This is a genomic window from Enterobacter sp. RIT418 (genome assembly GCF_003057745.1).
Lineage (GTDB): Bacteria > Pseudomonadota > Gammaproteobacteria > Enterobacterales > Enterobacteriaceae > Enterobacter.
In genome coordinates this window covers 1-13,274 of the sequence record NZ_QBJD02000023.1, presented here as the reverse complement: position 1 = coordinate 13,274, position 13,274 = coordinate 1, and the positions used below count along the sequence as shown (strand labels likewise).

The window sequence follows — 13,274 nt, the reverse complement described above, 5'->3', positions numbered from 1 at the left end:
CTTCCTTTTGAGGTTATTGTTTTGAGCGCAGGTTTTTCACCTGATACATATTGCGATCGGCTTGCTCCAGTAATGCTTCAAGAGAGGCATTTTCCCACGCCAGAGCAAAACCAATGCTGAGTGACATCGTTGCCGTGTGTCCGTTGTGCAAATCGAACGGACGGATAAACTGCTGCGAAAGCGCAGCGCAAATATGCTGGACTTCACGCTCTGAATGGACGCCATGCAGGACCATGGCAAACTCATCGCCACCAAGGCGGTACGACTGGTGGCGCTTATTGCCAAACTCGACCATTCTGCTTGCAACTTCGATAAGTACGCTGTCTCCCGCCGCGTGCCCCCAGGTATCGTTGATATACTTGAAGTTATCACCGTCAAGGAAGAGCAGGGCGGAATGCGTTTTTGCCGTCGAATTTTCCATCAATGCCGCAATGCTGTTGCGGAACGCGGCGCGGTTTGCGAGACCGGTCAGCGGATCGTGCATGGCCGTGCGGAGTAGCTGCGCATTTTTAGCCTGAAGCTTCAGCTGCCACTCCTCCATTTCGTCCAGCAGGCTGTTAAAGTCCTCGCCAAAATGATGAAACTCTTCAATTTGTCCTTCCGTCACCCGGCGCGAGAAGTTACGGTTGGTACGAACATCGTGAACCACATCGGTGATATTTTGCAGCGCTGCCGCCACGCCGTTATGCAGTGAGCGCGTTAGCGTGAGCGCAACGGCGGACGCGAGCAAAATACAGCCGGTGAGTACGGCAAAAGAGAGCCAGATAAAGTGGCTTATCAGGCTGTCACGCGCGGTAAGGCGAATTTCGCCGATGGCATTGCCGTTATGCATAATGGGCTGTGAAACCGGAACCGGGAACAGCCAGCGGCTGACCAGCGTTCCCAGCGTATCCGTGTTGTCCTGCGGGTTCCACGACCAGTAGGCAAATCGTTTATTATGCGCGTTTAACACTTCCGCTACGGCAAATTGCCCCTGCTTACCGAGCGTGGAGAGGGTTTCGTTTGCCGCCATGGAATCATTAAAGACCAGCGAGGCCTCAAGACTGTGGCTCATTGTGGCGCCCGTTAATTCGAGGTTTTTTTGCGCATACTGTTTTAACGTCACCACGGATGCAAAACAGAGCAAAAGCCATATGAACGTCATCGTTATTACGACGCTTATCATGCTGATGCGTCGCAACGTTCTTTTAAACGTTGGGCGCGGTGTAGACGTGAAGTCCTTATTCATGCTTCGTATTCCGTGCAAGCATTAATACATCCGGATTGACTCTCACGCCGCTGCGTGAAAGCGCATCCAGATTGACGGAAAATCTGACCCGGCTGTCTTCTATTATCAGGCAAAACGCACTTCCAATTAGACACTCTGGGTTTCGCTCAGAGATTAATAACAACGCCCGGCCCTGAAACTGGTTTATTAATTCAACCTGGCTTGCTGGGGATTCGGTACCAAAATAAAGGGCATTACATTGTGCAGACAGCGCATCCTGATTATTGCGAATCACCACTGGGCGATAGGGGAGAGAGCTTTGCGGGTCCTGGCGGCTGAGCGCTGAGACATAGCGTGATGAGGCAGAAATGCAGAGCGTGGGTTGGCCGGAAAGGACGGGCCAGCGGGTATAGCTGACAATACCAGAAACGATTGAGCGTACTGATTTATCGGTTTCCGTGAGCGCACCTGCGGCCGTCTGACCCGTAATAAGGAGCAGGATGAGCACCAGAATAAGTCGAGGCAAAGAGATCAAGAATGTCGTTCTCACCAGAATTCGCCATACCGCTCTGGAAATAGCCGTCCTTAAGAGTTGATGGCAGAATATCATTGTTTATCAAAACCGTCATTATGTCAGAAAGGCTACTTTCTGGACTTAGGCAAAATCTTACAGTTGCTTTACCCGATGGATAAGTGACGAAATTAATTAAGCCTGCTGGCTCTCATGCTTTCATTCATCCCTTGTTGCCATGCCTCGCGCAGCTTTACCTCGTTTTCCGTGCCATCACAGCTCACTGGAAAAGATTTACCCGCCAAACCCCAGGCGTGAATAAATCCTGCTTCACAGACTTTCTTCTGCCCATCGGCATAGCCGCGAAGATATTCTTCCCGATCAACGTTTTGGCCGGGATAATTATCGGCAAGCGTCTGGTTATCTTTAACCGAAATACCGTTCATGGCGTCCTCTTTACCGACAGTGAACCCGTCAGGGTCAGTCCAGTTCGGCTGGAACGTGTATGGATTAATTTGACAGCCGGATATGAGCATTACCAGAAGTGCAAGCGGAAACGGTCGCATGGCTTTTCTCCTGTTTTGTTCAGCATAGCCTGATAAAAATAAATTGGTTGTAATATTTTATTTACGATTTTTGCAGCATATTTTGGTAATAAATTGATTTGTGTAAAGTAATATTTACGTATTTTGGATTGAAATCTTTACTTGTTATGATATGGTGGTTTCACCTCTTTGAGGAAAAACACTATCGCAAACAGGCTTTACAGGATCGCAATCATGCAAAAAGACGCGCTGAATAACGTACATATTTCCGATGAACAGGTTTTGATCACGCCGGAGCAGCTAAAGGCTGAGTTTCCGCTGAGCGTGGCGCAAGAGGCTCAAATCGAGCAGTCTCGCCAGACGATTTCGAACATCATCGCCGGTCGCGATCCGCGCCTGCTGGTGGTTTGCGGCCCTTGCTCTATTCACGATCCTGAAACCGCCATTGAATATGCTCGTCGATTTAAAACATTAGCGGAGGAGGTCAGCGATAGCCTCTATCTGGTAATGCGCGTCTATTTCGAAAAGCCACGCACCACCGTAGGCTGGAAAGGATTGATTAACGATCCGCACATGGATGGCTCGTTTGACGTGGAGGCTGGCCTGAAGATTGCGCGTCGCCTGCTGGTAGAGCTGGTCAGCATGGGGCTGCCGCTGGCAACCGAAGCGCTGGATCCCAACAGCCCGCAGTACCTGGGCGATCTGTTTAGCTGGTCGGCAATCGGTGCGCGCACCACGGAATCACAAACCCACCGCGAGATGGCGTCTGGCCTGTCTATGCCGGTCGGTTTTAAAAACGGCACTGACGGCAGCCTGGCAACGGCAATCAACGCCATGCGCGCCGCCGCTATGCCGCACCGCTTTGTCGGCATCAACCAGGCGGGCCAGGTGTGTCTGCTGCAAACCCAGGGTAATCCGGATGGGCACGTCATTCTGCGCGGCGGGAAAGCGCCTAACTACAGCCCGGCAGATGTGGCTCAGTGTGAAAAAGAGATGGAACAGGCGGGACTGCGTCCAGCGCTGATGATAGATTGCAGTCATGGTAATTCAAATAAAGATTACCGTCGCCAGCCTGCGGTTGCTGAATCTGTCATAGCGCAGATTAAAGACGGCAATCGTTCTATTATCGGGCTGATGATTGAAAGCAATATTCATGAAGGCAATCAGTCATCTGAACAGCCGCGTAGCGCAATGAAGCACGGCGTATCCGTAACGGATGCCTGCATCAGCTGGGAAACCACCGATGCGCTGCTGCGAGAGATCCACAAGGATTTGAACGGCCAGCTGGCGGCGCGTCTGGCTTAAGAGGTTAGGTATGGTTGCTGAATTGACCGCATTACGCGATCAAATTGATGAAGTAGATAAGGCGCTGCTGGATCTGCTGGCGCGCCGCATGGCGCTGGTTGCCGAGGTCGGAGAGGTGAAAAGCAAATACGGCCTGCCGATTTACGTGCCGGAGCGCGAGGCCTCTATGCTCGCTTCCCGGCGCAAAGAGGCGCAGGCGCTGGGCGTTTCTCCGGATTTGATTGAGGACGTTCTGCGCCGCGTGATGCGCGAGTCGTATTCCAGTGAAAACGACAAGGGCTTCAAAACCCTCTGTCCGTCGCTGCGCCCGGTAGTAATCGTTGGCGGCGGCGGTCAGATGGGCCGCCTGTTTGAGAAAATGCTGACGCTTTCCGGCTACCAGGTGCGCATTCTGGAAAAAGAGGACTGGGCGCGTGCGCCTGAGATCGTGAGCGATGCGGGCATGGTGATCGTCAGCGTACCTATTCACGTGACAGAACGGATCATCGAGAAGCTGCCGCCGCTGCCGAAGGATTGCATCCTGGTTGATTTAGCGTCCGTTAAAAACGGGCCGCTGCAGGCAATGCTGGCAGCGCATAGCGGTCCCGTACTTGGCCTGCATCCCATGTTTGGCCCGGACAGCGGCAGCCTGGCAAAGCAGGTCGTGGTCTACTGCGATGGTCGTCAGCCGGAAGCGTACCAGTGGTTCCTGGAGCAGATTCAGGTGTGGGGCGCGCGTCTGCATCGCATTAGCGCGGTCGAGCACGATCAGAACATGGCGTTTATTCAGGCGCTGCGGCACTTTGCAACCTTCGCATATGGCCTGCATCTGGCGGAGGAGAACGTTCAGCTTGAGCAGCTGCTGGCACTCTCTTCGCCAATCTATCGCCTTGAGCTGGCGATGGTGGGGCGTCTGTTTGCACAAGATCCGCAGCTCTACGCCGACATTATTATGTCGTCCGAGAATAATCTGGCGCTGATCAAGCGCTACTACCAGCGGTTTGGTGAGGCAATCACCCTGCTTGAACACGGCGATAAGCAGGCATTTATCGACAGCTTCCGCAAGGTTGAACACTGGTTTGGTGACTACGCGACGCGCTTCCAGAGCGAAAGCCGCACGCTGTTGCGCCAGGCAAATGACAGTCGCCAGTAACGCGATGATGTATATACTGAAAGCCAGCATTGCTGGCTTTTTTTATTTGGGGAACTGTCATGGCTGAACCACAGCTGCTGTTGAACTACACCGGTCATCTACCGGAGTGCCCGACGTGGAGCGAGGAAGAGAACGCGCTCTACTGGGCGGATATTCTGGAAGGGGAAATCCACCGTTATCACCTGCCCAGCGCGGAACACACGGTGCTGTCTTTCCACGAAGAGGTTGGCTGTTTCGCCCTGCGCGAACGGGGCGGGTTTATCGTCGCGATGCGTAACGCTATCTGGCTTGCCGACAGGCACGGCCTGCTTCAGCGCAAGGTCTGTGATAACCCTTCCAACCCGCAGCTTGCGCGCTTTAACGATGGGGGAACCGACCAACGGGGGCGTTTTTATGCCGGTACGTTCTGGGGGCCAGGAGATTACAACGGTGCCATGTTGATGCGTATTGATAATGACCTCACGCCTAAAGTCATTCAGTGCGATATTCACGGCCATAACGGCCTGGCGTTTAGCCCGGACGGACAGTGGATGTTTACCTCAGATACGCCAAACGGCGTTATCTACCGTACGCCGCTTGACGAACAGGGCGAACCCGGCACCCGCGAGATCCTTCGCCGCTTTAACGAGGGGGAGGGGATTCCCGATGGCGCCGCCGTGGACGTTGAGGGCTGTTACTGGAGCGCACTGTTTGACGGCTGGCGCGTCGCGCGGTTTTCACCGCAGGGGGAACGGCTGGAAGAGTATCGGCTACCCGTTCGTTGCCCGACGATGGTGTGCTTCGGCGGAGAGGAGATGAAAACGCTGTTTATCACCACCACGCGAGAAAATATGGACGCAGAGGAGGTGGCTGAATATCCGCTTTCCGGCGCCATCTTCACCCTGCCCGTTAGCGTGGCAGGGATGAAGAAAAGCCGCTTTATCGAACGCTAGGCGGGATCGACCGGCACCACGTTTTCGCTTGGATAGCAGCCCAGCACTTTCATTGAGCGGGTTATTTCGCCCAGTTCGCGCAGGGCCTTCTGCATGGATGCAGATTCCAGGTTGGCCTGGACATCAAGATAGAACATCTCTTCCCACGGATTGCCGTGAATCGGGCGGGATTCCAGCTTCGTCATGATCAGGTTGTGGTTGCGCAGGACCAGCAGCGCTTCAACCAGGGCCCCCGCCTGCTGGCCGGTCGCCATCAGCAGCGTCGTTTTAGCCGGTACCTGCTCGGAAACGTTGATGGCCTTGCGCGCCAGCACAACGAAACGGGTAATGTTCTGCGTCTGGTTTGCCAGGTTACGCTCCAGCACCTGCAGGCCATACAGCGCGCCGCCCGCTTCGTTGCCAAGTGCGGCGACGGTCGGGGAATTTATCTGCGCCACTTTCTCCATCGCGGCCGACGTGCTTTCGGTGTACTCAATTTTCCAGTGCGGGTAGCGGTTCAGGAACTGGCTACACTGCTGGAAGGGCTGCGGGTGGCTGTAGACCGTCTCGATTTTGCTTAAATCCGTTGAGCCGGAGACCAGCACGCAGTGATCGATAGGGAGCGTCATCTCACCAACCAGCGACAGGCTGGTGTGCTGCAGCAGATCGTAGACGTCATTGATGGCGCCCGAGCTGGTGTTCTCGATCGGAACCACGGCGTAATCTGCCTGGCCGGTTTCAACCTGATTAAAGATATCTGCGAACTTTGCGCAGCCGCTCTCAATGAATTCGTCAAAATGGCGGGCCGCGTACTGGCGGGCGGCCAGATGAGAATATGAGCCTTTAGGGCCCAGGAAGGCGATGCGCGCCGAATGCGGGTTGGTCTTATTCAGATGCTGCTGGAGCAGCGCCTGCTGGGTTAAAACCGAGTCTTCGATGATGAGCTGAAACAGGCGGGTGATGTAATGGGCATCGAGGTGGTGCGCCTTGCCGAGCTGAATCAGACGCTCCAGTAAATCACGCTCGCGGTCGATATCACGTACGGGTCGATGCGACTCCAGCTTGGCTTTACCAACTTCAACGGCGAGCAGGCGGCGTTCTGCCAGCAGCGCCAGCAGTTTTTCATCCAGGGCGCTGATCTTTATGCGCAGATCCAGTAAGGGGTTTTCCGGGGTCATAATGTTGTCTGTCTCGTTTATCGTTATCAATAAAAAAGGCCTCCCGCTGTGGGAGGCCTTGTTGTTCGTCTTCGCATTCTTTATCACACGACGAAACGCCTCCCAGTCAGGGGAAGGTAAAAAAGAATGCGAAGAAAAACGGCGTACGTATCATTGATTCATCCTGTGATTGATAACCTTAAAGTACCCGCACTGTTTTCACCCTGTCAATAAAAAACGCGCCCGAAGGCGCGTTGGCGGTACACTCAATTTAAAGGATTACTCTTCTTCAACTTCTTCCGCGAAGCTGGCGTCTTTCACCGATGCTGCGGCGCGACGGGCTTCACCTTTGTGTTGCACTTTATTGAGCTGCCGTTCCAGCTTGTTGATCAAATCGTTGATAGCCGTATACATATCTTCATGTTTCGCGCTGGCGACCAGATGGCCGTTTGGAGTATTGATAGTTGCGTCAGCGATGAAACCCTGCGGCTCCTTGGACAGAATGATATGAGGATTAATCAGATGGGTTTGCCATTTATCCAGTTTGGCGAGACGGTCTGCGACGTGCTGGCGAATTGCCGGAGTAATTTCCATTTGTTTACTGGTAATGTTCATTGTCATAAATTTTACCTCTTGTCTTTCCGTCTTGGTGATTCCAGCATACCTCTTCGAATGTCAAAATGTGTGATCTAAATCACGTATTTTTGTCACTTTTTGTCAACCACACATTTTTGTGAGAAAGGGCATGAAGAGGGGATTTTTACCTTGTCGAAAGGTGTGTTTCGGGTCATAGTTGACGGGTTGTGTTGGCGCTACCTTACTCGAGCGCGACGATAAAATGGATACAAAAACGGCAGCCCTTGGGCTGCCGTTTTGCTTATGTTCTTTTGCTGAAAGTCGGTATCAGGTATTGCTGCTGTTGGCTGCGATGATCTTCGCAACCTTGTCAGCCTGAGCGGTCATTTGCATCTGACGGTATGCGTTCTCCATCAGCTTCAGGCCATCACGCGTTGCCTGAGTATCCGGGTAATCGCGCAGCATACCTTCTACACGGTTCACCACGGCAACCCACGCGCCGCGGCGAGTGTAGTAGTCTGCAACGGAATATTCATACTTCGCCAGACGGTCTTTCAGGAACACCAGACGCTTAGTGGCATCGGTAACGTATTGACTGTTTGGATAACCACGGACCAGTTTAGAGAAGTCGTTGAAGGCATCACGGGCGTGCTGAGGATCGCGGTCAGAACGATCGACACCGAAGAAGCCCTGCAGCGCACTGTCGTCCAGCGCCATGTTGGTCAGGCCGCGCATGTACATGACATAATCAATATTAGGGTGAGTTGGATTCAGACGCATGAAGCGATCGATGGTCGCCTGAGCCAGCGGCAGATCGGCATTTTTATAGTAGGCATAGATGAGATCTAACTGTACCTGCTGCGAATAGGGGCCAAATGGATAGCGATTATCCAACGCTTCCAGTTGCGTTATCGCCTGTTTCCAGTTACCGTCCTGCAACTTTTGTTGTGCAGTCGCATAGATTTCATTCGGCGGATTGTCAGGGACCTGTTCATTTGAACCGGAGCAGCCCACCAAAGCCAGGCTCAACGTGGCCGCTGCCACCAGATATTTCATGCGCGTCATGACGTTTTGACTTTCCTCAAATGTTTGTCCGGGAGAATCTCTGTTCCTGCTCCCGATTAAGACCAGCTACAATAGCACACTATATTAAACGGCAAAGCCGTAAAACCCAACGTTAAACAAAGAAGCAGTTTATGGCACAACGAGTAGAACTCACCGCAACAGTCTCCGAAAATCAGCTAGGCCAACGCTTAGATCAGGCTTTGGCCGAATTGTTCCCTGATTATTCGCGTTCACGCATAAAAGAATGGATTTTAGACCAGCGCGTGCTGGTCAATGGCAAGATCTGGGACAAGCCAAAAGAGAAAGTGTTAGGTGGAGAAGCCGTCGCCATCAATGCTGAAATCGAAGAGGAAATGCGCTTCGAGCCGCAGGATATTCCATTGAACATCGTCTATGAAGACGATGACATTCTGGTGATCAACAAGCCTCGCGATTTTGTCGTTCATCCGGGGGCGGGCAATCCAGACGGCACGGTGCTTAACGCACTTCTTCATTACTATCCCCCGATTGCCGACGTTCCGCGCGCCGGTATCGTTCACCGCCTGGATAAAGACACCACCGGCCTGATGGTGGTGGCGAAAACGATCCCAGCTCAAACGCGCCTGGTGGAGTCGCTGCAGCTGCGCGAAATCACCCGCGAATACGAAGCGGTTGCGATTGGTCACATGACGGCGGGCGGTACGGTTGAAGAGCCAATCAGCCGTCACCCGACGAAGCGTACGCACATGTCCGTGCACCCAATGGGTAAACCGGCGGTGACGCACTATCGCATCATGGAACATTTCCGTATTCATACGCGTCTGCGTCTGCGTCTGGAAACCGGGCGTACCCACCAAATTCGCGTGCATATGGCGCACATTACCCATCCGTTGGTCGGGGATCAGGTTTACGGCGGTCGTCCGCGTCCGCCAAAAGGCGCATCGGAGGAGTTCATCAGCGTCCTGCGTAAGTTCGATCGTCAGGCGCTTCATGCCACTATGCTGCGTCTTTATCACCCTATCAGCGGTATCCAGATGGAGTGGCATGCGCCGATCCCGCAGGACATGGTGGATCTTATCGACGTAATGCGCGCAGACTTTGAAGAGCATAAGGATCAAGTGGACTGGTTATGACCAAGCTGATTGTCCCGGAGTGGCCGCTGCCGAAAGGCGTAGCCGCCTGTAGTTCGACCCGTATCGGTGGTGTAAGCCAGGGGCCGTGGGCGTCATTGAACCTTGGAGCCCATTGTGGCGACAGCCCGGAGCATGTCGAAGAGAACCGCAATCGCCTGTTTGCCGCGGGGAATTTGCCATCGAAACCGGTCTGGCTGGAGCAGGTTCACGGTAAGGACGTTCTGAAGTTAACAGGTGAACCCTATGCTTCAAAACGCGCCGATGCCTCTTACAGTAATACTCCGGGAACAGTGTGTGCCGTCATGACGGCCGATTGTCTGCCCGTTCTGTTTTGTAACCGGGCGGGTACAGAGGTCGCTGCCGCGCATGCGGGCTGGCGCGGCCTGTGTCAGGGCGTGCTGGAAGAGACCGTGGCCTGTTTCGAAGATCAGCCTGCCAATATCCTTGCCTGGCTTGGTCCGGCAATTGGCCCACGCGCGTTTGAAGTCGGGCCTGAAGTTCGCGAAGCGTTTATGGAGAAAGATCCGCACGCGGTCGAGGCGTTTACGCCCGCGGGTGATAAATATCTGGCCGATATTTATCAGCTTGCACGCCAGCGCCTCAATAATATCGGCGTGACGCAGATCTTCGGCGGCGATCGTTGTACCTTCACCGAAAAGGGTGATTTTTTCTCTTATCGCCGCGACAAGACGACCGGCCGTATGGCAAGTTTTATTTGGCTGATATAACCTAAAGAATCAAGACGATCCGGTACGTGCCGTTTTCTTTTCACATAATTCAGGTCATTAACCTTGAATAATTGAGGGATGACCTCATTTAATCTCCAGTAGCAAATTTGACCTGTTATGGGAGGAGTTATGCGTCTGGATCGTCTTACTAATAAATTCCAGCTTGCTCTCGCCGATGCCCAGTCTCTCGCACTGGGGCACGACAATCAGTTTATCGAACCTCTTCATTTAATGAGCGCCTTGCTGAATCAGGAAGGGGGCTCGGTACGTCCGTTATTAACGTCTGCCGGTATTAATGCCGGGCAGTTACGCACGGCCATCGATCAGGCCCTGAGCCGCTTACCGCAGGTAGAAGGTACCGGCGGCGACGTGCAGCCGTCGCAGGATCTGGTGCGCGTGCTGAACCTTTGCGACAAGCTGGCGCAAAAACGCGGGGACAATTTTATCTCGTCAGAACTGTTTGTTCTGGCGGCGCTTGAATCACGCGGTACCTTGACCGACCTGCTGAAGTCTGCCGGTGCAACCACCGCCAACGTGACCCAGGCGATAGAAAACATGCGTGGAGGTGAAAGCGTGAACGATCAGGGAGCCGAAGACCAACGTCAGGCTTTGAAGAAATTTACGGTCGATCTGACCGAGCGCGCCGAGCAGGGCAAGCTTGACCCGGTTATCGGCCGTGACGAAGAGATCCGCCGTACCATTCAGGTACTGCAGCGTCGCACCAAAAATAACCCGGTGCTGATCGGTGAGCCTGGCGTCGGTAAAACCGCCATCGTCGAAGGCCTGGCGCAGCGTATTGTGAACGGTGAGGTGCCGGAGGGGCTGAAAGGCCGCCGCGTACTGGCGCTGGATATGGGCGCGCTGGTGGCCGGGGCAAAATACCGCGGCGAGTTTGAAGAACGGCTGAAAGGGGTACTGAACGACCTCGCTAAACAGGAAGGCAACGTCATTCTGTTTATCGACGAGCTGCATACCATGGTCGGTGCGGGTAAAGCCGACGGCGCGATGGATGCCGGTAACATGCTTAAACCAGCCCTGGCGCGCGGTGAGCTTCACTGTGTTGGTGCCACGACGCTGGATGAATATCGCCAGTACATTGAAAAAGATGCTGCCCTGGAGCGTCGTTTCCAGAAAGTGTTTGTTGCTGAGCCAAGCGTTGAAGATACCATCGCGATTCTGCGTGGCCTGAAAGAACGCTATGAGCTGCATCACCATGTTCAGATCACTGACCCGGCGATTGTTGCAGCCGCCACGCTTTCGCATCGTTATATTGCTGACCGCCAGCTGCCGGATAAGGCAATTGACCTGATCGATGAAGCGGCATCCAGCATTCGTATGCAGATCGACTCCAAGCCGGAAGAGCTGGACCGACTCGACCGTCGTATTATACAGCTCAAGCTGGAACAGCAGGCGCTGATGAAAGAGGCTGATGAAGCCAGTAAGAAACGCCTGGATATGCTTAACGAGGAGCTGGACGATAAAGAGCGCCAGTACTCTGAGCTGGAAGAAGAGTGGAAAGCAGAGAAAGCATCGCTTTCCGGTACGCAGACGATCAAAGCCGAACTTGAGCAGGCGAAAATTGCCATTGAACAGGCGCGTCGCGTGGGCGATTTGGCGCGGATGTCTGAGCTACAGTACGGCAAAATTCCCGAGCTGGAAAAACAGCTTGAGATCGCCACGCAGTCGGAAGGCAAAACGATGCGCCTGCTGCGTAACAAAGTAACGGATGCAGAGATTGCCGAAGTGCTCGCGCGCTGGACCGGTATTCCTGTGGCTCGCATGATGGAAGGCGAGCGCGAAAAACTGCTGCGCATGGAGCAGGATCTGCATCATCGCGTTATCGGTCAGAATGAGGCGGTCGAAGCGGTTTCTAATGCGATTCGTCGTAGTCGTGCCGGGCTATCCGATCCGAACCGCCCGATTGGTTCGTTCCTGTTCCTTGGGCCAACCGGGGTGGGTAAAACCGAGCTTTGTAAAGCGCTGGCTAACTTTATGTTCGACAGCGACGACGCAATGGTGCGTATTGATATGTCCGAGTTTATGGAGAAACACTCCGTCTCGCGTCTGGTGGGGGCGCCTCCTGGATATGTTGGCTATGAAGAGGGCGGCTACCTGACTGAAGCGGTGCGCCGTCGCCCTTATTCCGTCATCCTTCTGGATGAAGTGGAAAAAGCGCATCCGGATGTATTTAACATTCTGCTGCAGGTTCTGGACGATGGACGTTTGACGGACGGGCAGGGGAGAACGGTCGACTTCCGCAATACGGTCGTCATCATGACCTCTAACCTGGGTTCCGATTTGATTCAGGAACGCTTCGGTGAGCTGGACTACGGTCATATGAAAGATGTGGTCATGGGGGTAGTTAGCCAAAGCTTCCGCCCTGAGTTCATCAACCGTATTGATGAAGTGGTGGTATTCCATCCTCTGGGTGAGAAACACATTGCGTCAATTGCGCAGATTCAGCTGCAGCGTCTGTACAAACGTCTGGAAGAGCGTGGATATGAAATTCACATCTCTGACGATGCGCTGAAGCTGTTAAGCGAGAATGGTTACGATCCGGTGTACGGTGCGCGTCCATTAAAACGCGCCATCCAGCAGCAGATCGAAAACCCGCTGGCGCAGCAGATACTTTCCGGAGAGTTGATTCCTGGCAAAGTTATCCGTCTGGAGGCCAACAACGATCGCATTGTGGCAGTGCAGTAAGTCACAAAACGCAAAAACGAGTCGCTTGCGGCTCGTTTTTGTTTAAAAACCAGGCGAAAACTGAGGTCTGGACTCTGGGTTGCCTGGAAAGTGAGCGGTTGGTAAATTATTTTCACTTTGGGCTTGCACGTTCGGAATTACTCCCTATAATGCGCCTCCACTGACACGGAACAACGGCTTACAGACCGCCGGGTTAGCGGAGAAAAGCGAAAATAAGCGCTTGACTCTGAATGAGGAAAACGTATTATACGGGACCTCGCGACGGTGAGCGAAAGCCGCGTTGCACTGCTCTTTAACAATTTATCAGACAATCTGTGTGGGC

Annotated in this window: 13 protein-coding genes and 1 other annotated feature; of the genes, 6 read left to right on the top strand and 7 right to left on the bottom strand. The window is 53.6% G+C overall.

Features of this window, described 5'->3' with window-relative positions; genetic code table 11:
• Positions 1 to 13 precede the first annotated feature (13 nt).
• The 3 genes from dgcN to DBY73_RS20455 form a co-directional block, all read right to left on the bottom strand.
• Positions 14 to 1,228 carry a diguanylate cyclase DgcN gene (gene dgcN / locus DBY73_RS20465; protein WP_112013050.1) on the bottom strand — a complete coding sequence of 405 codons (1,215 nt, stop codon included), beginning with the start codon at positions 1,226 to 1,228 and terminating at the stop codon, positions 14 to 16.
• Positions 1,221 to 1,757 (bottom strand): YfiR family protein, encoded by a 537-nt coding sequence (locus DBY73_RS20460; protein ID WP_258458756.1) that lies wholly within the window; start codon positions 1,755 to 1,757, stop codon positions 1,221 to 1,223. The genes dgcN and DBY73_RS20460 overlap by 8 nt, the downstream gene beginning before the upstream one ends.
• Positions 1,758 to 1,909: 152 nt before the next feature.
• Positions 1,910 to 2,284 (bottom strand): DUF2799 domain-containing protein, encoded by a 375-nt coding sequence (locus DBY73_RS20455; RefSeq protein WP_112013047.1) that lies wholly within the window; start codon positions 2,282 to 2,284, stop codon positions 1,910 to 1,912.
• A gap of 213 nt (positions 2,285 to 2,497) precedes the next feature.
• Between DBY73_RS20455 and aroF the strand changes: the two genes are divergently transcribed.
• From aroF to DBY73_RS20440, 3 genes are read left to right on the top strand one after another with little or no spacing between them, the layout of a single operon-like run.
• Positions 2,498 to 3,568, top strand: a complete 1,071-nt coding sequence (aroF, locus tag DBY73_RS20450; RefSeq protein ID WP_112013045.1) for a 3-deoxy-7-phosphoheptulonate synthase AroF — start codon at positions 2,498 to 2,500, stop codon at positions 3,566 to 3,568.
• Positions 3,569 to 3,578: 10 nt separating this feature from the next.
• A complete protein-coding gene (gene tyrA / locus DBY73_RS20445; protein ID WP_112013043.1) occupies positions 3,579 to 4,700 on the top strand; it encodes a bifunctional chorismate mutase/prephenate dehydrogenase in 1,122 nt (373 codons plus the stop codon).
• A gap of 59 nt (positions 4,701 to 4,759) precedes the next feature.
• Complete coding sequence (locus DBY73_RS20440; RefSeq protein ID WP_112013041.1) at positions 4,760 to 5,632, top strand: SMP-30/gluconolactonase/LRE family protein; 873 nt, start codon at positions 4,760 to 4,762, stop codon at positions 5,630 to 5,632.
• Here DBY73_RS20440 and pheA read toward each other — a convergent pair.
• The 4 genes from pheA to bamD form a co-directional block, all read right to left on the bottom strand.
• Positions 5,629 to 6,789 (bottom strand): bifunctional chorismate mutase/prephenate dehydratase, encoded by a 1,161-nt coding sequence (gene pheA / locus DBY73_RS20435; RefSeq protein ID WP_112013038.1) that lies wholly within the window; start codon positions 6,787 to 6,789, stop codon positions 5,629 to 5,631. The two genes, DBY73_RS20440 and pheA, sit on opposite strands and share 4 nt — an antisense overlap.
• A 29-nt stretch (positions 6,790 to 6,818) precedes the next feature.
• Positions 6,819 to 6,944: a sequence feature (Phe leader region), on the bottom strand.
• Entirely contained in the window at positions 6,896 to 6,943 is a 48-nt protein-coding gene (pheL, locus tag DBY73_RS22235) for a pheA operon leader peptide PheL (protein WP_220092935.1), read from the bottom strand. It overlaps the preceding feature by 48 nt.
• A gap of 103 nt (positions 6,945 to 7,047) precedes the next feature.
• Positions 7,048 to 7,389, bottom strand: coding sequence for a ribosome-associated translation inhibitor RaiA (raiA, locus tag DBY73_RS20430; RefSeq protein WP_112013036.1), 342 nt, complete (start codon positions 7,387 to 7,389; stop codon positions 7,048 to 7,050).
• Positions 7,390 to 7,671: 282 nt separating this feature from the next.
• A complete protein-coding gene (bamD, locus tag DBY73_RS20425) occupies positions 7,672 to 8,409 on the bottom strand; it encodes an outer membrane protein assembly factor BamD (protein WP_112013034.1) in 738 nt (245 codons plus the stop codon).
• Between the two features lie 131 nt (positions 8,410 to 8,540).
• Between bamD and rluD the strand changes: the two genes are divergently transcribed.
• The 3 genes from rluD to clpB all read left to right on the top strand — a co-directional run bounded on the left by rluD (position 8,541) and on the right by clpB (position 12,952).
• Positions 8,541 to 9,521: a 23S rRNA pseudouridine(1911/1915/1917) synthase RluD gene (gene rluD, locus DBY73_RS20420; RefSeq protein WP_112013032.1), complete on the top strand. Its 981-nt coding sequence runs from the start codon at positions 8,541 to 8,543 to the stop codon at positions 9,519 to 9,521.
• Positions 9,518 to 10,249 carry a purine nucleoside phosphorylase YfiH gene (gene yfiH, locus DBY73_RS20415; RefSeq protein ID WP_112013030.1) on the top strand — a complete coding sequence of 244 codons (732 nt, stop codon included), beginning with the start codon at positions 9,518 to 9,520 and terminating at the stop codon, positions 10,247 to 10,249. Before rluD ends, yfiH begins: the two co-directional genes overlap by 4 nt.
• A 129-nt stretch (positions 10,250 to 10,378) precedes the next feature.
• Positions 10,379 to 12,952 carry an ATP-dependent chaperone ClpB gene (clpB, locus tag DBY73_RS20410; protein WP_112013028.1) on the top strand — a complete coding sequence of 858 codons (2,574 nt, stop codon included), beginning with the start codon at positions 10,379 to 10,381 and terminating at the stop codon, positions 12,950 to 12,952.
• Positions 12,953 to 13,274: the final 322 nt, after the last annotated feature.